Here is a 26,473-nt window from a genome sequence, read left to right as displayed (position 1 = left end):
CGCTCACGCCTGCTGTTGCACAGCAGACATCCACACAACAAACGCAAACGTCCACGCAGCAGACGACCTTGCAACAGACGACGGCACCTACCACCGTTGTGCAACAAACGCCTAGCCAGCAGCTGATCACCCAGCGGGCCTTGCAAAACCCGGCCCGGCGGGTTGGCCGACCCACAGCCGGGCAGCCGACCGGCACCGGATCGGGTCTGAGCATCACCTTGGATTACCTGTCATCCCTCAGACATGACGACAATCTCAGGCTGACCGACCCATCGCTTGGATCCACCACTTGGTGGGAAAACACCTTGGCCTTAGGGGTTGTGAATCAAACGCCCGATTCAACGCTGATCTTTGACCTCTCAGGACTTTACCGGATCGCCAATGAGCCAATAATCGGAACCGATTCCTCGTTTGCCGACCCATTCGCGCGGCTGGATTATCAGCGCACGCGTGCCAACAGCCAACTGGGGCTTGGGCTGGAGTATCGCGAACAGGACCTGGCCTTTAATCGGTCGCTGACGGATACCAATCTGGACGGAATCATCGACGCCTCGGATGTCATCGGCACCATCGGCGACCGGGTTAACACCCGCGCCGATCTGGATTGGCAGGTTGGCCTGAACGATCCCGTGGGCTTTCAGTTCAACTATAGCTACCGCGAGCGCACATATCAGAACACAATCGACCCCAACCTGTTCGATAACAGCTTCGACGATTACGCCGCGACCACGTTCTTCCGGTTCTCACCGGTGCTACAGGGGACGCTGGACCTCAGCTACAGTGACTTTAAGGCTGAAGACAATGTGCGGACCGACCGGCAGACCACCATCGTCTCGGTTGGGGCGATCTATGACATTTCTGCGGTCACAACCGTCACCGCAAATATCGGCTATAGCCAGGTCGACGAGACATTCCGCACAACCAACACAAATACTGTGACCGAAGACTTTGTGTGGAGCTTTGGCTGGAGCAAAACCCTACCGGACGGGACTGCGGATATTTTGTTGGACCAGACCTTTGGGGTGAACGGAGCGCGGACCAACGCCACATTCGGCCGAAGCTATCAACGGCAGAACAGCTCGCTGAGCTTCAATCTCGGCCTGTCAGATGGCCCGTTTGGCGAAACCACTCCGATCGGTCAGTTGGATTATAGCTACCAACTGCCCAGTTCCCGGATCGGAGCCACGATTCAACGTCGGGTCGGCACCAGCACGCAAAGTCTGGAAACCCGCCAGACACTGGCCTTCCTGACCTATGACTATTTCATCAATCCGGTTTCGGCCCTGTCTTTCAGCCTTGATTACATTGAGCAGGAAGATGAAGGGACCGGCGCGGCCAATCCGCGTCAACGCGGCACGTTCAACGCCTCATATTCCCGCGCCATTACGCGGGACTGGGCCGTGAACCTGGGCTATCAATATGAAATGGATGAACAGAACGGCTTTACGGCTACATCGAGCTCGGTGTTTGTGACGCTTGGACGGCGGTTCACACTCAAACCCTGACCCCTCGCCGAGCCGATTCCTGAATGGCAACAAATATGGCCAATTGGCGATAATTGTTTTTATTTTCGATCAAATCACCGCGACCCGGACGCGGCATAATTCAGGATCGGATTTTATTGTGCATGATGGATGGTGATGCATCATCTCGATTCGAATGACAGCCCCGGCAAAACGCTTGAGGCCGCCCGAAGGGTTCTGCCGGAAATCAATGCAACCGGATTGTTCTGGTTTGCGCTTTTGCTGCTTGGATCCCTGCCCATCTTCTGGATCGGGATCGTGTCACTGGGCGCTGCCTGGAGCACACCGGAATATAGCCACGGGCCGCTGATCCCCATCATCTCGCTGTATTTGTTCCTGCGCGAGTTGCGCAATATGCCCCCACCCAACCCGGTCATTCATGACCGTTGGCCCGGTGTGGCCGTGGTGGCGGTGGCTTTGGCTATCGCCATATTGGGCAATCTGGCCCGCATCCCGGATATCGTCACCTATGCGATGATCATCTGGACCGGCGGCGTCATGCTTACGGTGTTCGGCTGGCAGCGCGGCATACATCACCAGCTGCCTGTGATCCACCTTGTGTTCATGCTGCCCCTGCCGCAATTCCTGTACTGGAAACTGACGATCTTTCTGCAATGGGTTTCATCCGAGCTTGGGGTCTGGTTCGTCCAGATGGCGGGGGTTTCGGTCTTCATCGAAGGCAATGTCATTGACCTGGGCGTCTACAAGCTGCAGGTGGCCGAAGCCTGTTCGGGCCTGCGCTACCTGTTCCCGATCCTCAGCTTTTCGTATCTCTTCGCCCTGCTCTACCGCGGTCCGATCTGGCACAAGGTGGTTTTGCTTGTCTCAGCCGCGCCGCTGACCGTGCTGATGAATTCCGTCCGCATCGGTGTGATCGGTATTCTGGTTAACCAGAACGGCATCGAACATGCCGAAGGGTTCATGCATTTCTTCGAAGGCTGGATCATCTTCCTTTTGTGTGTGGCTATTCTGTTCCTGATGGCCATCGGCCTGCAGCGCATGGCCCCCAATCCGAAACCTTTTGCCGAGACAATCGATCTGGACACCGAAGGGCTGGCTCCGATTGCGCTGCGTATCTTTGGCATCCGCGCCTCGGTTGCGCTGGCGGTGGCGGCCCTGCTGACTTTGGCGATGTCCACGGCCTGGGTTCTGCGCCCTGCGTCCGAAGTGCAGCCGGTTGAACGGGATCCCTTTGTGCTCTATCCCCGCCAGCTTGGAGACTGGTCCGGCTCAACCACCAGCCTTGACCCGCAGGTCGAGCAGGTTCTGGGAGCCAGCGACTATCTCAACGCCACTTATATCGACACCGGCTCGGGTGACTTCGTGAACATGTTCGTGGCCTTTTACGACAAGCAGACCGAAGGCGAAGGCATCCACTCGCCCGAAGTGTGCCTGCCGGTGGGCGGCTGGGAGATTTTCACGCTCGAACCTTATGAGATCAATCTTGGCAACACCCCTTACGGCAGCTTCACAGTGAACCGCGCCGTGATCCAGAAAGAGCTTTCAAAACAGCTGGTCTATTACTGGTTCGAGCAGCGCGGCAAACGCATGGTCAATGATTTCCGCGCCAAGCTGAGCGTTATCCAGGACGGCTTTACCATGGGACGCACCGATGGGGCGCTTGTCCGCTTTGTCACCCCCATCCTGCCGGGCGAAACCGAAGCCGAAGCAGACGCGCGGCTGCAAAGGTTCATGGAGCCAAGCCTGAACCGCCTGCCGCAATTTGTGCCGTTCTGATCCCGGAGGTGCCCGTAATGAGTGACAGCACCAAACACATCTCTGCAGTCAGGGCCGTACCCCGTATCGCGGATCGGGCAGACGGGCGGGACAACAACTTCAACCTGATCCGGATCATCGCGGCCACCCTTGTGCTGGTGGCTCATGCCTATCCGCTCAGCCTGGGCGGCGCGTATGGGCAACCTTTTGAATCCGTTCTGCACGGGCTTTCGCTGGGCATGATGTGCGTGTGGGCGTTTTTCGCGATCTCGGGCTTTTTCATCACGCGCAGCTTTGATCGGAAGCCATCGGCCAAAGCGTTCCTGATCGCTCGGGGGCTGCGCCTGTTTCCCGCGCTGGCCGTTGTCACCCTGATCTCGATCCTGATTGCCGGCTTTGTCCTGACCCAGGCCCCCCCGACGGTTTTCTGGTCAGAGGCTGGTGAGTATTTCATACGCAACATGCTGCTCTTCAAGCTGCAATACGACTTGCCCGGCGTGTTTCAGAACAACCCATATGGGCCCGCAATCAATGGATCGCTCTGGTCACTGTCCTATGAGGTCACGTGCTATGTTGGCGTTCTCATCTGTGGGGTGCTGGGGCTGCTGGGTCACAGAAAGATCTTTGCCGGGATGGCCATCGCATTCCTGTGCTTTTATGCCCTGACCGCCTTTGTCGACCTGAATCCACGTATCGAAACTCTGACCACACTTGGGCTGCCCTTCCTCTCGGGCATGGTGCTTTACCTGTGGCGCGACGAGATTCCCCTGTCCTGGGGCGTGCTGGCAGTGATGGCTGCGCTGGCCCTTGCGGCCTGGCTCACCCCGCTGTTCCTGCCGGTTTTTGCGGTTGCGCTGTCTTATGCGGTCTTTGTTCTGGGATACGCCCAATGGCCGGCTCTGTTACAGTACAACCGCCTGGGGGATTATTCCTACGGGGTCTATATCTACGCCTTTCCCATCCAGCAGCTTGTGGCGCAATCCGGTGTCACAACACCTGCCATCAATATGGCAATCTCTCTGCCCTTCACTTTGTTCTGCGCCGTACTGTCCTGGCATCTGATCGAGGCTCCAGCGATGAAATTACGTCACCTAAACAAACCACCGAAATCGACCGATACCAAACAGGCAGCCGAGTAAACACCGTCTGTCACCAGACGACTGAACTGGTGATCGACACACGCGCCAGTGCGTCCACTGACAGATGGGCGAAAAACAGTGAAGTAGGTGGTCCCGTTCACTTCAGCCCATGGCTGAATTATTTGTAACACAACCACCTTATCCTGTCATAATCACCAAGAGTAAATCGTAGGCAATTTTAGGGATCCGCTTTTTCTCAAATTACCCTCGAAGTAACTTTGCCTTTGAAGGCTATTTCCACACGCTCAAATGCGTTCCGTAGGTATTGTCATACCGCTTCCGCCACACTGAAACATACCGTTATTTTTGAACATTCCTAAGAATGCTCCAACCATGGAACAGTAACATTAGATAAATACATCAAGGCGCATCAAAGCGAAGCGAGCCGCCAAGTAGCCGCCGTAGGGTCCTACCCTTTCCAAATCCGCTTGTAAGCCGCGATCAAGGCAGGCACCTGATGGGGCCAGGCCATTTCCGCTTCGACCCGCGCACGCCCATAACGGCCCATGGCAGCGCGGCGATCGTCATCCGCCAGGAGTTCGGTGATCTTGTCGGCCATATCCACCGGATCGTTGGCCTTGGCATAAAGCGAAGCCTCCTGCGCCGAGAACCGCCCTTCGGTCACGTCGAACTGAACGATGGGTTTCTCGAACGCCATGTATTCGAGGATCTTGTTCATGGTGGATTTGTCGTTCATCTCGTTCACCCGGTCCGGGTTCACGCAGACATCCGCAGTCGACAGGATTTCAAACAGATCCTGATCCGGCGCGCGACCCGTAAAGGTGACATAGTCCGACAAGCCCATCTCAGCCGATTGCGCCTGTAGCTTGTCCAGGCTGGGGCCGCCGCCCACAAGGCAGAACTGGATATCGTCGCGCCCCTGAACCTGCACCAGATGCGCCACGGATTCCAGCAGCAGATCGATGCCTTCCTGATCACCCATGACACCGACATAGCCCACCATGTATTTCCGCCCGTTGCGCCAGCCCGGGTTCGGCGGCAGGTGCTGCAACCGGTTCAGATCGGGGCCGGAGCGGACGATGAACACATCCTCGGGCGCCATGCCGCCGCGTTCGATGGCGATCTTGCGATAACTTTCATTGGTGGCAATCGACACCCGGGCCGAGGCGAAGGTCAGCCGCTCAAACGTCTTCATCAGCTTCCAGAAAAAGCCGCGCTTGTCGAACTTGGCCTCGTAAAGCTCGGGGTTGATGTCGTGGTGATCGAACAGATAGCGCACGCCGAACAGTTTGAAGGGCAGCGCCACAAGAAAGATCAGATCGGGCGGGTTGCAGCCATGGATGACGTGAAAACCGCGGGTGAATTTGATCTTCAGCGCCAGCCAGCTTTCCCAGAACAGCGCCGCGCCATATTCCAACAGATACCCCAGCGCGCCGCTGGCATCCAAAGGCAGCGGGTGGCGATAGACCTTGATGCCTTCGTCTTCCCAGACACGCTCCTCATGCCCCTTGCCGGTGGGACAGATGACCGAGACCAGCGCGCCTGCGGCGGCCAGCGTGCGGGCCTCCATCCAGACGCGGCGGTCGAAGGGCACGGGCAGGTTTTCCACCACAATCAGAACCTTCAGCCCTTTCAGGGGCTGGCTCTGGCGCAATTCCTCGAACGAGATCGGTTGCACGGCGGATACAGGGCTAGTCATATTCATAGGTTCTTACCACTTCTGTATCGCCAAGGTTCAGCTCATTGATGATCCGGTTCGACCCGACCACCAGATCCCAGGGTCCGGCCTCGGCCGTGGCATGGTCCACCAGCAGGCTGCCGACATTGGGCAGATGGGTAAAGGCATAGCCCAGGTTCTGTCCGCGCAGATCGGCAGGCTTGATGGCCGGATCATAGACCGACAGCTGATATCCCGCCTGCAGCAGCCGCCGGGCAATATCGACATTGGGGCTTTCGCGCAGATCGTCGGTTCCGGCCTTGAAGGCCAGCCCCGCCATCAGCACCCTACCCCCTTCGGGCAGACGCGCCATGATGTCCTGCGCCTGATAGGTCTTGTGCGCCTGATTGGTCTGCAACAGGCTGTCGATCAAATGGGTATGCGCGCCCACCTCTCCGGCGATATGCTGCAGCGCGCGAACATCCTTGGGCAGGCATGACCCCCCGAACGCGCCACCCGGACGGGTGTAATAGGCCGAGATGTTCAGCTTGGTGTCCGACACGAAAATCTCGTGCATGGTTTTGGCCGACACGCCCATGCTGTGACAGATGCGGCCGATCTCATTGGCGAAGGCCACCTTGGTGGCGTGCCAGGTGTTGTCGACGAATTTGGTGATCTCGGCCTCTTCAAAGGCGGTATAGAACACCGGCGCATCCAGCCCTTCGTGCATTTCATCCATCACTGCGGATCGGTTGCCGTCTGCTGTACCGACAACGATCTTGGGCGGGTTGAAGAAATCATCCACCGCCGAAGCCTCGCGCAGGAATTCGGGGTTATAGACAATCTCGACCGCCTGCGCCGTTTGATCGCCCAGATAGCTTTGAAAAATCGGCTCGATCAGCTGCCGCACGGTGCCGGGCCGGAAGGTGGACCTGTACGCCACCGTCAAGGGTCGCGCCCGGTCGGGTGAGACAGCCTTGGCAATCTGGCGCGTCACCTCGGCCACGAAGTTCATGTTATGCGAGCCATCTGTGGAACTGGGCGTGCCCACACAAACGATTGCCAGATCCACATCGGACAGATCCGGAATTTCAACCGTGGCCCGGATCAGGTTCCTGCCCAACGCCTCGGTCAGCAGCTCGGCCACTTTGGGCTCCTTGATCGGGGGCTGTCCGGCGTTGATCTCAGAGACCTTGTCGGCATTCACATCAACACCGACCACCGTATGTCCTTGCCGGGTCAGACAGCAGGCCGCCGTAAACCCCACATATCCCAACCCGAAAATCGCAATCTTCATTCCGTCACACCGTTCTAATACTCAGAACTCAACATCTTACGCAGGATCAAAAAATCCAAACCCTCACATACTTGGCATCTTGTCTTGTTTCGTGTCCAATTCCTGACATCGTTACAGGATAATCTTTTTGAAGTCCGGGGCGGTTTTCTGTAAGCGAGTCAAAGCCCACAGGGAGTAAACAGGGTAATCATTTGACATTGAACAACAATAATGTGGATGCAACATAAGGATCAGGTTCACTTACCTCAGTATCAATGACCCGACAGGATTGCCAGAACAGGCCCATCCAAATCGACCCGGAACGGCTCCGGCGACATGCTAAATCGGAAACATTGGAGTAACCAGTTGAGTATTGTTTTAAACTTAGGAACATGGCGCATTTGAAACCACCCCCTGAAGCCGCATCGGGGCAGCGCGCTCCAAACCGCAAGACATCGGTTGTTACAGGGGCAGCGACGCTGTTTGCCTCGAGCATCTTCAGCCAGATCCTTGGCCTTGCGACACTGATTGTCACTGCACGGCTGCTTACTCCGACGGATTTCGGTGTCATTGCCTATTTCGTGATTGCCGTCGCGCTGCTTGAAATCATTCAGCGGGCCGTCTCGATGACGCTGATCCGCCAGCCCGACATCACCGAAGCGCATCTGAACACGGTGTTCACGATGCAGGTTCTGCTGGGGCTTGGTGCTGCGTGTCTGATCTGGCTCAGCACCCCCTTGATGCCAATGCTGGGCTTGCCAGAGCTGACCGAGCTTATTCCGGCGCTTTGCATCATCTCGGTTCTCATATCGCTCAAGAGCCCACGCTTTCCGCTGCTGGAACGTGATCTGCGCTTTGCTTTTGTGGCGGGTGAAGAGGCCATAAGCCGTTTTGTATACACGGTTTTTGCCATTCTTCTGGCCTGGATCTGGCGGGATTTCTGGGCGGTTGTCGTCGCCAATTTCCTGACCCAGGTCGCCCGTGTCATCTGGACCTATTCCACCGCGCCCATGTGGCCCAGACTGACCCTCAGCCGCTGGCGGGACTGCCTGAACATCTCATCCTGGTCCCTGGGGGCCCAGATCACGCAGTTCCTGACAACAAACACCCCCCAGTTGATCATCGGCGCGACCCTTGGCCTGGCGGATGCGGGTACGTTCCGGATCGGCTTTCGCCTGGTATCGCTGTTCACAAATCAGGCCATCGCCCCCCTGGAGCGGGTGATCTATCCGGCACTGGCACATATTTCGCGAACCGACGGCACCACGCAGAAAGCCTTTGAGCAGACCAATGCCATTCTTCTTGGGACCATCATCCCGGTCAGTGTCGGCATGGCGCTGGTCGCCAACCACATGATTATCGTGGTCATCGGCTGGCAATGGCTGGCCGCAGCGCAGGTGATCTGGGTCCTTGCCCCCTTGAAAGCCATCGAAACCCTGCAGGCCAATGTCCGGTCTGCAAGCTATGTCAAAGGCGATACAAAGCGCCTGTGCATCCGAAACAGCATCCTGCTGGTGGTCACCATCGTGCTGATGCTCATTGGGTCGAGCTTTGGCTATTTTGGCGCGATCCTCGGCACTGGGTTGTCCAGTGTGTTTGCGATTTTCCTGACCCTGATCATGGCCCGGGATTTTGGCACAGGCGGCTTTTTCGGACCTATTCTTGTGGCGTGGCGCAGCATTGTGTCCACGCTTGTCATGGTTGCTGTGGTGCTTTTGGTCGGAGGCGCTTTGGGCAACCACGATCAGGTCGGCTGGGCCTTCAACTCACCTGACGATCTGCCGCTGCTGCGTATCCGCTTCCTTGCCAAAGTACTGGCCGGTGTGATCGCCTATGTCGGGGCACATCTGTTCCTGTGGCATCTGTCCAAACGCCCCGAAGGCTTTGAAAGCGCAGCCCTCAACCTTGCCGGCGGGGCGTGCAGGCATGTCTTCACCCGCGGCCCGAGGGGAGAGAACTCATGACCCCAAACATCGGTTGGGGCGCATTCAGCGGGCGGTCCCGAGTATGTCTGGCGCCACATCAGGACGGAAGCCGAGCCGTGACCCACGCTGTCGAACCTTCCCCGGCAGGCGGGACGGACACTGCTGTCGATCTCAGCGTGCTGATCGTGAATTACAACACACGTGACATCACCTCTGCGTCGATCCGGTCGATTTTGGAACACTGCGGCGATCTGCGGGTCGAGATCATTGTCATCGATAATGACTCAAGCGATGGCAGCGTTGCGGCGCTGCGAGCGGACTTTCCCCGCATCGACGTCATCGCAGCCGGGTATAATGGCGGCTATGCCTGGGGCAATAACATCGGCATCCGGCAGGCGCAGGGTCGATACATTCTGGTTCTGAACCCCGATGCACAGGTTTACGATGGCACGCTTGAACGCGCCGTGGCTTATCTGGAAGCCAACCCCGAGGTCGGCGTGCTGGCGGGCCATGTCTCGCTGGAGAACGGCACACAGCAACCCACGCTGTTCCGCGAAATCTCTCTCAGCAGCATTTTCTGGAACATTCTGGTGCCCAACCGCATCCTCAGAAAAACACGGCTGTTCGGGGATCAGCGTTATGCGTCGCGCCCGCGCGACACGGTACAGGATGTCGACATCGTTGCCGGGTGCTTCATGATGCTGCCCAGACATGTTATCGATGAGGTTGGCATGATGAATGACCGGTTCTTCATGTATAGCGAGGAATCAGAATGGTGTTGGCGGGTCCGGCAGGCCGGGCTCAAGGTGCGGTACAACCCCGACATCCGGCTGATGCATTACGGGGCTGTGTCCACCGGGCAGATATCGCCCTGGAAATCCGTTGAAATCGCCAAGGGTCATATTCTGTTTCTGCGCTTCACGCGCGGCCCTCTGGTGGCGTGGCTCGGAACCCTGCTGATGGCCGTGGGCGATGCCCTGCGCGCCCTCTGGTTCTTGCCCAAAAGCCTGTTGCGACCCGGCAACGAAGGGGCCAAAGCCTGGCGGGCCAGGTTTCTGTTTCTGCTCGGCGCGTTGGTCAGACCGCCACACGGACAGACGCCGCCCCATCCCAAGCCGGATCACCCGGCATGAAAGCTCTGGCAAAATCGATCACGCGCAGCACGGTGCATACGCTTCTGGCCCCGTTTGAATCCAGAATGATCGCACAGCACCCGATTGCACGATGGCCCCATGTCTTCATTCTGGGGGCCCCACGGTCTGGAACCTCGCTGTTTTATGAGCTCATGACGACCGGCTTCGAATTCGCCTATTTCTCGAATCTGGCGCACCGCTTCTACAAGACCCCTCTGGCCGCGACCCGTCTGGGCGGATGGATGATCGCACCCCATTCCCCCGCCTATCAAAGCGATTACGGTCATATTTCCGGCTGGGCTGCCCCAAATGAGGGCGGATGGATCTGGCAACGCTGGCTCGAGGATGGGCCCTGGACAGACGAACGCGTTCTGCCGACGCTGCCCGTCGACGAAATCCGGGCAACGCTGGCGGGGATGTCCGCACTGGCTGAGGCGCCTTTCATCAACAAGAATGTCATGCATTCCAACCGCGTCCGGCTGCTGGATGCGCTGTTTCCCAGCTGCCTGTTTCTTGAGGTGCGGCGCGATGCGAGTGACACCGCCCGCTCGATCATCCGGGCGCAACGGCGCAACAAGGGGCCCAAACCCGATCAGCAGGCATGGTGGTCCGTCCGCCCTTCAAATGCGGGCGGCGACACCCTGATCGAACGCGCCTGCCGACAGGTTCTTGGGGTTGCGCAGGACATTGAACGCGATTGCGCCCATATCGGGCCGGATCGACATCTCCGGGTCGATTACGAAGCACTTTGCGCCAATCCTGAACATACCCTGAAAGATGTAGCCCGATTTCTGAGACCCCATGGCCTGCCTGTAACCCCACGCGCCGACGCTCCGGTGCCAACCGGGTTTACCCTGCGTGCTTCAAAACCGCTCGCCGAAGACGAGGAAGCGCAGTTGGTGCGTCTGCTGGCCACCCAACCGATGGCGGTGAAAAGCTGATGTCAGCGCGCGCGCTCTCCCTACGCCGGGTCGCCCCGGAAGACTGGCCTGCCCTCAGCGCGCTGTTTGACGATCTGACCTTTGAGCAGACCCTCACCTATGCGCAGGCAGCGGCTCGCCGGATTGGTGCAGAAGCCGAGTTCATCTGCCTGCAGGATCCGCAGGGCACACCGGTGGCCGCCGCCTGTCTCAGGATCAAACGGGTTCCGGTTCTCAGCAGCGGGATCGCCTGGATTGCGGGCGGCCCGATGATCCAGCCGGTGGATCACCCGTATCCGCCGCCAGATCTGCAACAGGCCATCTTTTCCGCTTTGCGTGACTATGCGCAGAAGGCCGGCCATATCATGCGGCTACGGCTGCCCGCAGCCATCGCGCATGACCCGGCAGCGCTCGACCCGATTGCAGATGCGGCAGGCTTTCAGCCAACGGACCGCTCGCCCCGGCAGCGCACCGTGATCATCGACTGCGCACAGGACGAAGACACCCTGATGCAAAATTTGCACGGGAAATGGCGAAACGCCCTGCGCAAAGCCCTGAAATCCGGTCTGGAGCTTGATATCGCGCCTATCTCGGAAGCTGCTGAGCGGTTTCAGACCTTGTACCAGGAAGTTCAGACCACCAAGGGGTTCCAGACGGATATCCCGCCTGAATTCTACTATACCCTCACGGGCCCGGATTTCTCTCATGACGTTCTGTTCGCCCGACAAGACGGGGTCGATATTGCCGGGATGACCATCGGGCAGGCCGGGCGCAGGGCTGTCTATATCTTTGGCGCCACCACACAGGCGGGCCGCCGCCCCAATGCTGGCCATTTCCTGATGTGGCACTCTATCCTGCGGTGCCGTGACCAAGGTCTGAGGTGGTATGATCTGAATGGCTTGGACCCCGAGATCAATCCCACCGTCGCACAGTTCAAGCTGCGAACTGGCGGCACTGACCTGATGGCCGCGGGCCCGTATGAGTTCCGCCCTGGCGGCCTGAAACCCACTCTGGTCAGCGCTGCCGAGACGGCACATGGCTATTTGAAGAAAGCGCGCGCATGACCGGTTTGGCGGGGATCAACTTTCACGGCATCGGAACACCGCAGCGCGATCTGGAGCCGGGCGAGAGGCCCTATTGGCTCTCGCTCCGGCAGTTTCATGACGTGCTTGACCGGATCGCGGCCGCCCCCGACCCCACCCGTTTCACGATCACGTTCGACGACAGCAACCTGTCGGACCATGACATTGCCCTGCCCGCCCTGGTCGAGCGCGGGTTGCGCGGCCGGTTCTTTGTTTTGACAGGGCGCATCGGACAGGCGGGATCGCTTGACGCCGCGCACCTGCGGGCGTTGTCAGACGCAGGGATGGCGATCGGCAGTCACGGCATCCGGCATGTTGCCTGGACCGGATTGGACAAGGCCGAATTGGTGTGTGAATTGCAGGATTCGCGGACCCAGTTGGAAGACATCTGCGGACATCCCGTGACCGAGGCAGGTATTCCCTTCGGCTTATATGACGCCAGGGTCCTGCGGGGCTTGCAGGCGGCAGGGTATACAGCAGCCTGGTCCAGCGATGGAGGTCGCTTCCGGCAGGACGCGTTCCTGCGCCCCCGCACCTCACTGCAGGGCAGCATGAACAGCTCGGACCTAGACGCCATCCTCTCGGGCCGGATGGCCCCGTTGCGCCGCTTGCGCCGCGCAGTGGGCATGGTACGAAAACGCTGGACCGTTATCGGGCCCTGACCGTCCGGGGCGGCGGTGCCCTCCTGCGTCTGCCGGAACTTCGGGCAACGCGCGCGACCTGAGCCGGGGCGTCCCCCTGGGTTTCAGGGCGAGGCAGATCTTTGGGAAACCGCGTATAGCGCATCGTTTTCTGCTCATCCGCTTCGGGCAACGCACTGGCCTCTCCATCCTGCGTCTCATCCGCATCTAGGATCCAAACACATGCCCCCAGCAGGAACATCAGGAAACAGAACGTGGAATCCCACAGATGTACCGTCACAGCCGACACACACAGGCCGGTCAAGGAAATCAGATAGCCCAACCGCGCATCTGCCAGCGCACCGGTCAGAGGCTTGCGGACAAGCTGCGTATAAATCGCGATCACAGAGCCCAGCAAAAGAAACAGCCCCGGGAACCCATGTCGCATGGTGATGACCAGCCAGAAATTGTCGACGCTGTTCAGCAGATACATCCAGGCCGGGCGGGTCCAGTCATTCAAGCCAATCCCGAAAATCGGATTTCGCATGATGTCATCTGTTGCGAAGTTGAACGTATTGATCCTGGCCCAGGCTGTCCCAGGCGTCAGTGTCATATGTGTTGCAAAGATCTCGAACACATTTCGGTTCGAGCCGATTTCGGCAATCAGCATCAGAAGCCCGAAACCGGACAGCAGGATCTTCCACTTGCTTTTCACAAAGCGGAACGTCCAGTTCCAGCCCATCAGCGCGCCCTGAATGATGACGTTCAGGAATGCCCCGGACGACAGCGAGCAGAACACAGCCCCACCAACGATGGACACGTAGCCCAGTTTCGAGGACAGGGATTTCCCCCAACCAAGTACATACCAGCACAGGGCAAAGGCCGGGGCACAGAACACCCCGAACAGGATCGGATGCGGCATCGTCGTTTGCGCCCGCAACAGCCCCAACCGGGGCGGGAACACCCATTTCTGATAGACGCTCAGCACTTTACCGAAGATATCCAGAAGCGGGGTCTTGCCCGTCACGGTCTCGAATATGGCAAAGGGCAGCAGGATCAGAATGACGATCAGGAACCATTTCACAAAATACCGAAACGCCGCCAATGACCTGATATACGTGCGGGCGATGAAATAGGGCACCAATGTTTCGATCATGAAGATCCCGACAAACTGCCAGAGCTCGACAACCCCATGGTTGACCAAAAAGCTCAGGCTGGCCCAGAACGCAAACGCCACGACCAGCAGATCAATTGACCGTATCTTGCCAGCCTTGCCCGTCAGCCATCCCAAGACAGCCGGGATCATGAAGACAAGCAGAATAAGCCGGTACCCGCTGAGCCTCAGCCCGAGGAACTGGAAATAGAACGGCATTGCAAACGATACGAGCAATAGCATCAGGACCAGCGGCCCTGTTGTCCGAGTGTCGGTCTGGGTTGCCACGCGCACCGTCATTCAAACGCCTGCCTGCGGGGGGATGCAATTCTGGGTACAGACATACCTGTCATCATGTCTCATTTTTGTGTTGGATAGCTTTCCGCCAATGTCGATCCGGCCTTCAGACTGTCAACAAGACTGCCGGGGCGCACGCCATATTCGTTATACCCCTGCCTCTTCCCAAGCGCATAGTAAATGAACTGACTGTCATAGAAGCCATTCTTCGACGGGCTTTCGCTTTGTACAATGGCATTGTTGAGCACCACCCAGTCACGCTGCCCTTCATATCCAATGATCTGCGAGGTGACATTCTGTTCGATCACCACAGAGCTGGAGTCGGACGAGATGTTGATTGCCGGAGAGGAATGGCCGCCGGGGACATGGATCAGCGAGTTTTTTCGGATCGAGATATTGTCCGATCCATGAATCGATATGCCGTGGATATGCGCATTGTAGATCATGTTGTTTTCAACCAGCACGTTGCGATGCCGCATGACGGGCAGATTGATATCCTTTCCATCCTGACCAGCCCAGATGGTCTGCGTGTAGTCGCCCCGACCAACATCAAAGATATTGTCGCGAATGACGATGTCGGATGACCCCCGGGGCGTGACCCGCATGATCTGAATCATGTCGCTGTGATCTTTCGACCCCACCGCCCTTTGGAAATCAAAGAAATGGTTGCTCGCTATGGTCAGCCCCGTTGCGGCATCAATATCGATCCCATCTGACCGGATGATGTGGATCTGATTGTCCGCGAACACCAGCCCCCCCGACCGGATCGTCAGAACCGCTGCCCACCATTTGCGCAGGTCTGACGCGATCACCTGGACATTGTTGCTTTCAAGAATGCGCAGCCCGATCCCATAGGCCTTGCCGTCGATGACAGAGTTGGTCCCATAGGCATAATCACCATCCAGAACCGAATGCGTGATCTTGATGTTTTCGCTGTTGCTGACCTTGAAGGGAACGGTGAAATGCGGGTCTCCTTCCCGGAAGGTGTAATCGAAATAGAGCCCTTCGAGTGTCACATTCCTGGACCCTTTCAGGTTCAGCCCGGTGAAACAGGCGGGTTTATCGGGGTTCGCCGAACGGATCACCACCGGCGACTGGAACGACTTGCGCAGGTTCAAGGCGCCGTAATCCCCCGGTGCCAGCAGAAAGGTCTCGCCGCCCTGGGCCTGTTGCAACGCAGCCGCCAGGGATCCTGCATCTGACACAGCCTGCCCTGCCGCAGCGGGGGGCAGTCCGATTTTGAAATCATCGGTCGCACAGGATGTCTCTGCAGCCAATGCGGAACTCAGAAGAAAAACGACCCCTCCCGTCAGGGCAAGAAGCCTTGATCCAAACATGACGCACCTTTCAAATCACTACCTGTGGGAAAGTGTAGGCGAGGCTTTGGGCGCTGTCTATCAAGGCGCGACTTGCCCCACCCGAGTACCACCCCACGATTGCACCCCCACCGGCCCCACCAAAGGCAAGGCCCAGGCTTCCCTTACGGCACCGGGCAATTACCTGCCGACACCTGGTGGATATACGCGAGGACACGCCTGAATTGTGGCAGCTATGTGTCCATTGTTGCGATAGGGGAATCAATTTGCGAATTGTCCGACAACCGCTAAGGGAAGAGGAACAATTCCCGGTATCGAGTTTCGTGCACGCTCACAAATCCAGAGCATTTAGACAACATTGTCTACAAACAGGCACAAGTTTCAAAATATAGCCGCACTTTGGCCTCTGTGTCGCCGTCGCGCGACTGTTTCCTCCGATCTGGGTGAGCGGGATCATGTGCGCTTTCGGGCGCTTACGAACTCAGAAGGTGTAGAATGTCTACAACAATCACAGTATCCTCCGCAGCAGAGCTGAACCAGGCTCTGTCACAGGCGACCGGAGGCGAAACAATTCTGCTTGCGGCAGGCGATTATGGGGATCTGAGCCTGAACGGGACTCAGTTCGCGTCGACCGTAACAATCAAGTCTGCCGATCCGAATGCCCCGGCCAGCTTTTCCACGGTCAAGCTGAACCAGGCCTCGAACATCACGTTCGACAGCATCAACTTCGACTACTCCTACAGCACCGGGGATTACTATTTCCAACGCCCGTTTTCTGTGAACTACAGCTCGAACATTACCTTCACCAATTCGGTCTTCGATGGGGATTATTCCGGTGGTGCGGGCACCGGGGTCGGGCTGGGCATCAAAAGCTCTGACAATGTCTCGGTCACTAATTCGGAATTCAAAAGCTGGTGGAAAGGCGTCATCGCCACCAACTCTGACGGGGTCGACGTCGTCAGCACCAATATCCACTCCATCCGGTCTGACGGTCTGGTGTTTGACAATGTCGACAACATTCTGGTCGCCCAGAACTACTTCCACGATTTTGGCGCGATGCCAGGGGCAAGCGATCATCGCGACATGATCCAGGTGCAGCGCGCCAACGGCAGCGGCAGCGATAATATCACCATCCGCGACAACATCTTTGACATGGGCAATGGCGACCACACCCAGACCATCTGGATGGGAGGCGACGGCAAAGATACCAGCGACCCGAATGTCATGCATCACAACGTGCTGATTCAGGGCAACACCATCTATAATGGCCACTTCCACGGTATTTCCATTGATGGCGCGAACGGGCTGACAATCACGCAGAACTCGGTCCTGCATCTGGATGTGGCCTCTCTGACCGGTGGCATCGAGATCCCGGTGATCAACGTGACCTCGGGCTCTAAGAATGTGACGATCGACTACAATATCGCGTCGCAGGTACGTGGGTACACAGGGCAATCCGACTGGAACGTGTCCAACAACGCCCTGATCCAGCCTGGCGAATATGCTCAGAACTTTACTTATCAGGCAACCGCGCAGGCGAACGGCTATACCCAGTATGTCGTCAAACTTGGCAGCCTGGCCGACACATTGGGCGCAGGCTCGCTCTATACCACCAATCCTCCGGGCACCTCTCTGGACTTGCTGACGAGCAATACGCCCGTGTCTCCTCCGACGAACGGAGGGAGTCAGCCTTCCATTAGTCCGACCCCGCCTCCTGCAAATCAGCCGGGAACGGACCAACCCACAACAGACCCGGATCAACCCGCGAGCGGCGCTGACCAACCCGATACAGGCTCGAACCAACCCGCAACCGATCCAGATCAGCCCGATACGGGCACCGGACAACCGATTGTCGACAATCAGCAGACAACTGGCGGGCAGCAGCAACCCAGCACCGGTCAGTCAACTGTTGGGAGTACCCCCCCCGCCACACCGATCGACACTTCAGGAGGAAGTGTCGGGCCCGAAGCCGTCTACGTTGCCATCGACCTGCATCGGGGCGGAGGCAGCTCAGAACCCGATTTCAATTCCTGGTTCTCCTTCAACGCGAACCAAAACGGCAATCTTTTTGCGGCAGCAAACAATGCCGGCCAAAGCAACAGCCTTTTTGCGACGGCGAACAATGCCAGCCAGAGCGGAAATCTTTTTGCGGCAGTGTCAAACAGGGATGGTGGCCTTCGTGACAACTTCCAGTTCATGAATTTGGACCGGAACAACGACGCACCAGACCAGATCAACCTGTTCGTCAATCAAGCCGCCAGGCAGTTTCAAACCTTTTCCGATGACAACAGCGCCTACAATATACCCCAAGGCTTCGGCTGGTATACGGGCGGTCAGGAACAGGTCCGGGGCTTCGGTGACTTCTTTGCAACTGAAGATGATGCGAATACCTTCGAAGGGTCTTTTGGACACCTTTATGATTTGTTCGCCTGACGGCAAAAATCCCCCCAAACGAGGGTGATTGATTACCATGACATGAGCGGGCTTCAGTTTCTGGGGCCCGCTCAGGTCTTTTCCGACCCCATGTCGCGCAAAACGTGCAAACCTCTGGGCATCTGTCTTTAGGAGTTGCATTCATTCATCTAAAAGATCAGTCAGACGATCACGGCACATCCGTGCCACATGTATTAAAAAGAGCTTCTTTGTCGCGCCTGTTTTCTGTGGCGGGCGCAAGGCGTTGGTAAATATTTTTGGCTTTTGGTGAAGCGCTGCATCCAAAGCCGGGTTTCGGAGGAATGAATGGCGACATCGGACATACGCTGGCATACCGAATGCAGGCGGGATTACCTGGATACGATCTGGGACGTCATCACGAATGAAAAACCGGCCCGGATCATGGAAATCGGCGGGACAACCAGCCGTTCGACCAGCGACAGACCCCTGCCCGATCATGTCCAGTCCTTTACCATCAGCGACATCAGCGCCGAAGAACTGGCCCACGTCTCGGATGAATTCGACACATTACAGATCAATGCTTGTGGCGATGTCAGCCATGTGGACCAGAGATTCGACCTGATCATGTCGAAATTCTGCGGCGAGCACATGCCGGACGGCAAGCAGTTCCACAAAAACATGCACCATCTTCTGGCAGATGGCGGCCTGGCCATTCACCTGGTTCCGACCATCTTTGCCTCGCCTTTCCTGATCAACTGGCTGTTTCCCGAACAGCTCACCCGCAAGGCGGTTCAACTGTTGCAGCCCCGGCGCTTCGACAACAAGAACACTGGCAAATTCCCTGCCTATTACTCGCTGTGTCGCGGTTCGACCCGGTATATGCAGAACGCGCTGGCGGATGTCGGGTTTTCCGACATCAAGGTGCATGAGTATTACGGGCACCACTATTATGATAAGCTGTTCGGTCTGCGGCAGCTGGATGCGGGTCTGTCACGCATGTGCGCCCGCAAAGAATGGTCGTTCTATTCGTCCTACGCCATTATCATGACCCGAAAATGAGGATTTTGCGCCCGCCCCCTGTTTCTTTCGATAAGCTCAGATCCAGAAACCCCGAGCTGCGCCCAACTCTGTAGATTTCTTAAATGGTACGATCCAAGGCAAACGTGATGATGAACTCCAAAAGCTATCAGGCCTATCAGAACAGTCCCTATAAAAGTAAAAAACACAGCACCTATTTCGATGTGTATGACACGCTTTTTACGCCCTATATCGGCAAGGACATCACCTTTATCGAGATCGGGGTTCTGGGCGGTGGCTCATTGTTCATGTGGCGCGAGTTCTTTGGCCCCCAGGCCCGCATCATCGGCGTTGAGCTGAACCCCGAGGCAAAGCGATGGGAACAGGAAGGGTTCGAAATCTTCATAGGCAGCCAGAGCGATCCGGACTTTCTGGAAAATTTGGCCAAACAGGTCGGCGAAATTGACATCCTTCTGGATGATGGCGGCCACACATACGAACAACAGATCATCACCACCGAATGCCTGCTGCCGCATATCCGCGAAGGCGGTCTGCTGGTCGTCGAGGACACCCACACCTCTTACATGGAAGGGTTCGGGTTCAAGAGCCGCTCATTCATAAAATACGCCACAAACATGGTGGATCGCATCAACAAACGCTTTTCCAAGCTGGTCTCCGAGGCGTCAGAAAAGCGGGTCTGGGGGATCCGTTTCTATGAATCTTTCGTCGTGTTCGAAGTAAACCGCAAGGCAACCTCCGTCGCCTCGGCCCCAACCGACAATGGCGGAAAGGACCTCGATGCAAAGGATTTCCGGCACGCCGACAACCAGGCCTATGAGCAGTTTCTGAACAAATCTCAGAGCATGTCGGCGCTGAAAGCCATTCCGGGCATGAGAACCCTCGCCCGACTGGCGCGGCACCTGATTGCGCTGCCTTCCGACATCAAACGCTCCAAGAGACTGAAGGAGTATTTCTGACACTCCGTCAGAGGGTCCGACCCCAGCCATTGCCGGGACCGCAGCAGCCCTGCACGGGCGGCGTTACTCCAAATCAGCCAGAGAGACGGGGCCGCTGATCACCGCCACCCGATCCCGGGTTGATGAACGCCCATCGACGAAGAAGATCACCCGGTCCGGATAAGCTGCGGCAATGTCACGATTGCTTTCAGGTCCCAGATCACGCGCAAAAAGAGGGCTGTCCGAAGTGGCGCTGAAATCGTTCAGCCAGAAGGCGCTGCCGAACTCTTTGTCCACATCTGTCGAGATGAACATCAGACTGTTACGGTATTGCTCCTGCCGGGCAAGGTCCTGATATTCCGCGTGATAGCCATTGATCCCGGGGTATCGGTTGAACCCCAACCAGCTTTCGAACACCAGAACCGAGCACAGGCACAACAGGACAATCCCGCCGCCGATCCGCTGCGCCACCAGAGCCGCAGGGTAGATGCGGGTCAACCTCTGCACAGCACTCACCACCCCAAAGGCGGTCAGGATCAGCAGCGGCACGATCATCATGAACCAATAGCGTGGTCCGGCAAAAAACCCGCCATAGAACCAGAACAGGGCGTAAAACCCGGCCGTCACAACGATGATCACGGCCATCGCGGCGGTCAGTCGGGTCCATTGGCCCCACAAGACGAAGAACAGCGCGAAGGCCAGCGATGTCCCACCCCAACCGAACAATGAGAAGTTGAGCTCATACAGGTTCTGCTGCGCGTTGATCAGGGCTTCCAACGGGCTGTGCCCCTTGAAGACGTCGACATTGCCCCAATCGGGTGCGCCGATATCAGGGCCAAATCCCAATGCGTTGGATCCCGGACCCCAGAACTTGTCGTAATAGGTGTTCAACGGGGTCGAGAACGCATCTCCGGTCAGGTGGATCACATAAGGAAAAATCAGCCCCCCGACCGCGATACAGCCCAGACCAAAGGCAATGACGGTCTGCCAATGACGTTTGTCTTTCAGAAAACTCAGCGTCCACAGCCCCGTCAGCACCCCCATGTAGAACCCTTCCAGCGGTCTGGTCATCACAAGCCACCCCAAAAGCGCCCCGGCAATAAACGGCAAGAGAACCGAGGGGCGTTCCCGTGCCTTCAACAACAGGACCCAGGCCCCCAGGATCAAAGCATAGGTGAAGGTATGGATCAGCTGCGTCGCCGCCATCGAGATGTACCAGGGCGAGATCGCCATAAGCAGGGCCGCAAGATTGGCGGTCCCCCGATCGGTCAGCACCCTCATAAAGCGATGCAGCAGCAGCACGCTGATGGCCGCCAGCAACGGGTTGACGATCCAGGGCATTCCGATCTGCAGACCAAAGGCCAATAGCACCGGCCAACCGGGAAACGTGGTCACAAACCATCGGTCCTGATAGCTGTCCATCAGGTAGTGGTCGAATGCGTCGGTTGACGGTGGGATCGGCAGCGTCACCAGACCGTCGGCAAGATAGCGGGCATGGAAGACATATAGAATATCGTCCAGATGCGGCACGCCCCTGAACGCCGCCAAGCTGATCAGGGTTGAGATCAGGAAAAGCCCGATCGCCAGGCAATAGGGAAAGGCCCGGTCAAATCTGCGTATCTCATCGCCGCTTCCGGGCAGGCTGAGCGATTTCGCAAGCCGCGTGCTCAGGCCGGTCAGCCTGTCTGCTGGCATGGCGGCCAGAATGGCGACGAAACTTGCAAGGTTCAGGCCCGCGAATAGGGAACCGATGATCACATGTTTAACCAGTCTGGGATAGGTTTCAGAGGCGATGAAATCCATCACCCCCTTTGACGCCGCAACCATCACCAGCAGGAACAGAACCACACGCACCCACCCCAGATCTGAACACGCCCGGATGACGTGACCCACAAGCCTGTGCCGCCACCATACCAGCGCGGTCGCGGCCCCCTGGGCCGCGATCACGGCCAGCATGGAATATACGAAAAGCGGCGGCGAAAAACGGACATGCTGAAACCAGACCGGGCTTCGTATAGCCAGCTGCGCCCCCAGCCCGGCCACAAAAAGCGCAGCGGCCAGACCAGCCAGCTGCCAGGGCGTACGCAAGGTGACGCTGATCGCAAGCACCGCAACCGAGGCAATCATCAGCCACCAGTATTCGACACGAGACAAAGCCGCCGGGCTGACAGCCCCGGTCAGGGCAAGCACAAACAGGGCCATGGCGCAAAGCCCTAGGGCAATCCTGGGCAGGATCAGTGGGCTACCCTCTGAGCCCGTCACATTCTGCGCATCGTTCATCATACCAATCTCACTCGTAACACAATTACAGACCCAATCCCTTTTGCCGAAAAATCCCCAAAAAACCGCGATGTGTCATCAGCGGACCTCCGGTCACAACCTGATGGTACTCAAACACCCTATACGTCAACGACGAGGAACAGCTTTCGGATCAATGGCGGCTCTCCCCGGGACGTTTCATTTTAAAACCAACTTTAACATCCCACCCCCCTTCATGGCGAGGCATGCGTAAACGTGCGCAGCCGGGCAACAGCGCCCGGCATGAAGCAAAACAGGATCAAACCCACAGATCCGGCCCCGATCAGAATTGCCGACGCAACATAAAGCGCATCGGGAATATGACCAAGCATCGCCAGCCGCCATGTCCCGACAATCAAGGACATCCCTGCGGCAAGGACCAGCGGTGCCTTGAGGACACGCAGAAACTGCAGGGCCGAAATGCCCTCGGGCACATGGGTCGCCCTCATGCGCAGCGGTAGGGCCACCAGTGCCCGTACCGCCACGGCAGCAGCGGTTGCAACCGGGCCGTACCGGCTGGCCAAGGCAATCAGGATCAGGCCAAGGACGGCCTCTGCAAGGGTAGCCCATAAAAAGGGTTTCGGCCTGTCGACGGCCAGCAGATAGGCCTCTTGAATGGACGTCAGAGAAATCACCGCATAAGCCAGGCACAAGAAAGGCAGGATCTGACCGGCCTCGCGCCAGTCGGGGCCCAGAAGAAGTTCGACCAAAGGATAAGAAATCAGGGCCAAACCCGCATAGGCCACAAAGCCGCTGATAGCGGCAAGTTCAGTCAGGTCCAGATAAAATCCCGCCGTCGCGTCCCGCTTGCGGCGCAGCTCGGCTACGACCGATTGCGCCACGCCCTGAAGGTTTTTGACAAACACGGTCAGAACGATCTCGGCCAGCCGCGCGGCAAAGGCAAACAAGCCCACCGCACGCGGATCGGCAAAATAACCCAGCATGACAGTTGGTGTCTGAAAGATGACCAGTGTCACAAACCGCAATTGCAGAACCCGAGGCCCCAGTCCCCGCACCAGCGCCAGTTCAGACCGGGAAGGCCATTTTCTGGGCACCCACCCTGCTGCGATAAAGGTCAGAAGGCTGTTGACCGCAATTTCGGTCAGGCGCTGACCCACAAGGCTCCAGGCGCCAAACCCGTTCAGCGCCATCCCGATGCCCACGCTCCCCCCCAGCATCACCCCGACAACCGTGCGGATCGCCAGTGTCTTATATGCCAACCGCCGCCTGAGCAGCGCCAGCGGAACCCCCGCCGCGGCGATCATCAGAACGGTCGGGCTGGCCGCAATCAGCAGCGGGGTGACAATTGGCTCTTTGTAAACAATCGCCGCGATATGCGCGATTACCACCAAAACAAGAACGATCACCACGGAAAGGGCCATCAGAACAGCAAAGGTGGCCTCGAGCCGTCCGGGTTCAATTTTGTGCCGCTCGACGATGGCCTCAGCGATCGTGTCACGGACCAGAAACTCACCCAGAAACAGGAAGGCAAACGCCATCGAAACAATGCCAAAGCTTTCCACCCCGATCAGCTTGGCAATGACCAGAAAAATAAGGGCTGCTGCAATTTGCTCCACCCAGCTGGCTGCTGTGCTCCAGGCCACGCTGGTGGTGAACTCTCGTTTCATCGACATTCCGTTGCTGGCAAACAGGTTTCCGACGGCGGCCATTCGATCGCAAATTCCACACGACCCGGCCGTCTGAAACAAAAGCGTGCACACGCAGCAAAAGCTGTCAATCGGGGTTGTTGACGGGCGGGATTTTTGCCGTCAGAGTTTTCATCGGAACGGTGGAGCGTTCATTGTTTTATCGGCGTTTGCCCAAGCTGGCCCGGTTTTCTGCGGCCATCGGATTGCGCGGGCGGCGAATGTACAGATTGAGTTGGTTTGAAAGGATTGAAAAATGGATTGGTCTTCAAAGAACGTGCTCGTGACAGGCGGGTGTTCTTTTATCGGATCCCATCTTGTGGAAAGCCTGGTCAAGCGCGGCGCATATGTCCGGGTTGTTGACGACCTTTCCAGCGGAATTCGCGAAAATATCGACGACGTCCTGCAAAGCGGCCGGGTGGAATTTGCCGAGGCTGACCTGCTGGACCCGACAACCGCCGCCAAGGCCGTATCGGACATGAATGTCGTGTTTCACCTGGCCGCCACCCATGGCGGGCGCGGCTATATCAGCACCCACCAGGCGGCCTGTTCGACCAATCTGGCGCTGGACAGCATCATGATCCGCGAGGCGCACAAGGCCGGGGTTGAACAATTTACCTTCGCGTCCTCGGGCTGTGTCTATCCGACCAGCATCCAGGCTGACCCCAGCGAGACCCTGTATCTGACCGAAGATCTGGTGAAACCGCCCTATGAGGCCGATGACCTTTATGGTTGGGCCAAGCTGATGGCAGAGCTGTCGCTCAAGGCCTATCACGAAGAGCATGGGTTCAAATGCGCCTCGGTGCGCTATTTCACCGCCTATGGCGAACGCTGCCCGGCTAACCACGCGGTGGTTGCAATGATCGGGCGGGCGTTCCTGCAGCAGAACCCCTTTATCGTCTGGGGTACCGGAGAACAGATCCGCAACTGGACCTATGTATCGGATATCGTCGAAGGCACGATCCGCGCAGCTGAGCGGATCGAGGACGGCACCGCGATCAACCTGGGCACAATGGAACGCACATCCGTTTTGCAGGCCGCACAGATGATCCTTGAGCGCACCAACCGCGATGCCGAGATCAAGCGAGATCTGAGCAAACCAACCGGCCCATACAACCGGGTGGCCGATAACAGCCTGGCCAAGACCCTGTTAGACTGGGAGCCCGAAGTCAGCTTCTCGGACGGGCTGGACCGTACGATCCGCTGGTATTTCGACAGCCATGACCGCGAGGCTCTGGCGCAGGATTTCGAGGAATCCCTGACAGAACGCGGACTGGAGAAACCAGGGCGGCAGATCGCCCGCGCACAGGCCAGCTGAACCGGGCACGGCCCCGGACCCTGGTCTCTGAAAACATCGAAACACCCGAAGCATAGGCCGCTTAAGTCGCTGATACTTCGGGTGTTTCTCTTTATTTCAGTGCGCCCCCTGCCCTACGCGCCGCAGGGTCTAGCCTGGACGGTCGATCTTTTCATAGTCGAAACACATTTCGGCCAACGACCGGAGCACCCAATCAAACCCCGCAGAAATGAAACGCCCCGACATCAGAGGTGGCTTTGGGGCCTTTTCCCCCTCGGCCACTTTCGTGTTCAGCGGGCGCGGGCGGGATCCCACCATGACTGTGTCTTCCTGAACCGAGACAACCTTTTCCAGCGCCAGACCGTTCTCGGACAGCATTTTCCACAGCGCGCAGAGCAGCCTGATACAAGGCACGGCAACAACGGACAGGGCCTTGCGGCGCGCCCGCATCGGTTGCGTCTGATAGTTCAGGTCGATGAAATCCACATCCCGGTTCAGGGTTGCTGCCATCTCGCCGACGGCCGCGTGGCATTTTATGATGTACTGGCACCGCGACAGCAGCAACAGATCCACAAGAACCTCGATCCCGCGCGCGGCCTTTTCGTCGGCATCATGAAAGCGGTTATCATCCGTATCGCTGAGGGATTTTTCTGAATAGGAAATGATCTTGTCCGGATAGGCCTTTTCCAGATCCTTGAGCCACTGCCGCTGATCGGTGGCCACAAATATGCCGCCACAGTCCGGATGCTCGGCCAGATAGCGGTTGATATAAGGGAAATACTCTTCGGGGACGACCTTTCTGGACAGGTTGGGCCCGACGCCAAAATCGAACTTGTCCGAGCCCCGCAACTGCAACCCCAGCGTATGCTCGGGGAATTTTGCGTCGTGGAACCTGTCCACCTGCCGCATGAGCGATGCCTTGAAGCGTACAGTACCATCGTCCAGAAACGCGCGGGCCTTGTCCCGTTCCTGTTGCCACCAATCCGCAGGATATGGCCCGTCCGCCCGGTTTTCGACGCTGCGATAATAGCCGTAGGGGTTCATGAACCAGCTTCTGGGCTCCCACCGATACAGCCGCATCAACTCGGACGCCGTGGACAGGGTATAGACCCGTTCAGCCTGTATCAGAGCCTGAATCTCGTCGCCC

The 26,473-nt window shown here is 57.7% G+C and carries 19 protein-coding genes; 12 read left to right on the top strand and 7 right to left on the bottom strand.

Annotation, left to right across the window (positions count from 1 at the left end):
- Nucleotides 1–68: 68 nt before the first annotated feature.
- From GS646_RS22610 to GS646_RS22600, 3 genes are all read left to right on the top strand, one after another.
- Nucleotides 69–1,505 (top strand): hypothetical protein, encoded by a 1,437-nt coding sequence (locus GS646_RS22610; RefSeq protein ID WP_171648857.1) that lies wholly within the window; start codon nt 69–71, stop codon nt 1,503–1,505.
- A gap of 135 nt (nt 1,506–1,640) precedes the next feature.
- Entirely contained in the window at nt 1,641–3,260 is a 1,620-nt protein-coding gene (xrtD, locus tag GS646_RS22605) for a VPLPA-CTERM-specific exosortase XrtD (protein WP_171648859.1), read from the top strand.
- A gap of 17 nt (nt 3,261–3,277) precedes the next feature.
- On the top strand, nt 3,278–4,378 hold the full coding sequence (locus GS646_RS22600; RefSeq protein WP_171648861.1) for an acyltransferase: 1,101 nt from the start codon (nt 3,278–3,280) through the stop codon (nt 4,376–4,378).
- Nucleotides 4,379–4,787: 409 nt separating this feature from the next.
- Here GS646_RS22600 and GS646_RS22595 read toward each other — a convergent pair whose 3' ends face one another.
- Together GS646_RS22595 and GS646_RS22590 are read right to left on the bottom strand one after the other, a co-directional pair.
- Nucleotides 4,788–6,044: a glycosyltransferase family 4 protein gene (locus tag GS646_RS22595; protein WP_253758748.1), complete on the bottom strand. Its 1,257-nt coding sequence runs from the start codon at nt 6,042–6,044 to the stop codon at nt 4,788–4,790.
- Entirely contained in the window at nt 6,031–7,293 is a 1,263-nt protein-coding gene (locus tag GS646_RS22590; RefSeq protein ID WP_171648871.1) for a nucleotide sugar dehydrogenase, read from the bottom strand. The genes GS646_RS22595 and GS646_RS22590 overlap by 14 nt, the downstream gene beginning before the upstream one ends.
- A 380-nt stretch (nt 7,294–7,673) precedes the next feature.
- Between GS646_RS22590 and GS646_RS22585 the strand changes: the two genes are divergently transcribed.
- Genes GS646_RS22585 through GS646_RS22565 form a run of 5 tightly spaced genes read left to right on the top strand, consistent with a single transcriptional unit; the run spans nt 7,674 to nt 12,994 of the window.
- Nucleotides 7,674–9,236 (top strand): oligosaccharide flippase family protein, encoded by a 1,563-nt coding sequence (locus tag GS646_RS22585; protein WP_171678595.1) that lies wholly within the window; start codon nt 7,674–7,676, stop codon nt 9,234–9,236.
- Nucleotides 9,233–10,330: a glycosyltransferase family 2 protein gene (locus GS646_RS22580; protein WP_171648874.1), complete on the top strand. Its 1,098-nt coding sequence runs from the start codon at nt 9,233–9,235 to the stop codon at nt 10,328–10,330. Before GS646_RS22585 ends, GS646_RS22580 begins: the two co-directional genes overlap by 4 nt.
- Nucleotides 10,327–11,271 (top strand): sulfotransferase, encoded by a 945-nt coding sequence (locus tag GS646_RS22575; RefSeq protein WP_171648876.1) that lies wholly within the window; start codon nt 10,327–10,329, stop codon nt 11,269–11,271. Before GS646_RS22580 ends, GS646_RS22575 begins: the two co-directional genes overlap by 4 nt.
- Complete coding sequence (locus GS646_RS22570; RefSeq protein ID WP_171648878.1) at nt 11,271–12,314, top strand: GNAT family N-acetyltransferase; 1,044 nt, start codon at nt 11,271–11,273, stop codon at nt 12,312–12,314. The genes GS646_RS22575 and GS646_RS22570 overlap by 1 nt, the downstream gene beginning before the upstream one ends.
- Nucleotides 12,311–12,994 carry a polysaccharide deacetylase family protein gene (locus GS646_RS22565; RefSeq protein ID WP_171648880.1) on the top strand — a complete coding sequence of 228 codons (684 nt, stop codon included), beginning with the start codon at nt 12,311–12,313 and terminating at the stop codon, nt 12,992–12,994. The genes GS646_RS22570 and GS646_RS22565 overlap by 4 nt, the downstream gene beginning before the upstream one ends.
- On the opposite strand, the gene GS646_RS22560 is transcribed toward GS646_RS22565, so the two are convergent.
- A complete protein-coding gene (locus GS646_RS22560; protein ID WP_171648882.1) occupies nt 12,981–14,393 on the bottom strand; it encodes an O-antigen ligase in 1,413 nt (470 codons plus the stop codon). The genes GS646_RS22565 and GS646_RS22560 overlap by 14 nt on opposite strands.
- Nucleotides 14,394–14,464: 71 nt before the next feature.
- The gene (locus tag GS646_RS22555; protein WP_171648884.1) at nt 14,465–15,679 is read right to left on the bottom strand and encodes a right-handed parallel beta-helix repeat-containing protein; all 1,215 of its coding nucleotides are present in this window, start codon (nt 15,677–15,679) and stop codon (nt 14,465–14,467) included.
- Nucleotides 15,680–16,213: 534 nt separating this feature from the next.
- On the opposite strand from GS646_RS22555, the gene GS646_RS22550 reads away from it, so the two are divergent.
- From GS646_RS22550 to GS646_RS22540, 3 genes are all read left to right on the top strand, one after another.
- Nucleotides 16,214–18,151: a right-handed parallel beta-helix repeat-containing protein gene (locus GS646_RS22550; protein WP_171648886.1), complete on the top strand. Its 1,938-nt coding sequence runs from the start codon at nt 16,214–16,216 to the stop codon at nt 18,149–18,151.
- 306 nt (nt 18,152–18,457) lie between these two features.
- On the top strand, nt 18,458–19,171 hold the full coding sequence (locus GS646_RS22545; protein ID WP_171648888.1) for a bifunctional 2-polyprenyl-6-hydroxyphenol methylase/3-demethylubiquinol 3-O-methyltransferase UbiG: 714 nt from the start codon (nt 18,458–18,460) through the stop codon (nt 19,169–19,171).
- Between the two features lie 83 nt (nt 19,172–19,254).
- Nucleotides 19,255–20,106 (top strand): class I SAM-dependent methyltransferase, encoded by an 852-nt coding sequence (locus GS646_RS22540; protein WP_253746793.1) that lies wholly within the window; start codon nt 19,255–19,257, stop codon nt 20,104–20,106.
- 63 nt (nt 20,107–20,169) lie between these two features.
- On the opposite strand, the gene GS646_RS22535 is transcribed toward GS646_RS22540, so the two are convergent.
- Both GS646_RS22535 and GS646_RS22530 read right to left on the bottom strand, forming a co-directional pair.
- Nucleotides 20,170–22,368 (bottom strand): glycosyltransferase family 39 protein, encoded by a 2,199-nt coding sequence (locus tag GS646_RS22535; protein ID WP_171676577.1) that lies wholly within the window; start codon nt 22,366–22,368, stop codon nt 20,170–20,172.
- Between the two features lie 209 nt (nt 22,369–22,577).
- Complete coding sequence (locus GS646_RS22530) at nt 22,578–24,053, bottom strand: oligosaccharide flippase family protein (protein ID WP_171648892.1); 1,476 nt, start codon at nt 24,051–24,053, stop codon at nt 22,578–22,580.
- A 232-nt stretch (nt 24,054–24,285) separates the two neighbouring features.
- On the opposite strand from GS646_RS22530, the gene GS646_RS22525 reads away from it, so the two are divergent.
- Nucleotides 24,286–25,347, top strand: a complete 1,062-nt coding sequence (locus GS646_RS22525; RefSeq protein WP_171189056.1) for an NAD-dependent epimerase/dehydratase family protein — start codon at nt 24,286–24,288, stop codon at nt 25,345–25,347.
- A 129-nt stretch (nt 25,348–25,476) separates the two neighbouring features.
- Here the strand turns inward: GS646_RS22525 and GS646_RS22520 are convergent.
- Nucleotides 25,477–26,473 (bottom strand): hypothetical protein (locus GS646_RS22520; protein WP_171679267.1); only part of this gene is annotated, 997 nt, incomplete at its 5' end.

Origin of the sequence: Ruegeria sp. HKCCD4315, assembly GCF_013112245.1 — a bacterium.
Lineage (GTDB): Bacteria > Pseudomonadota > Alphaproteobacteria > Rhodobacterales > Rhodobacteraceae > Ruegeria.
This window is presented reverse-complemented; position numbering and strand designations above follow the sequence as displayed.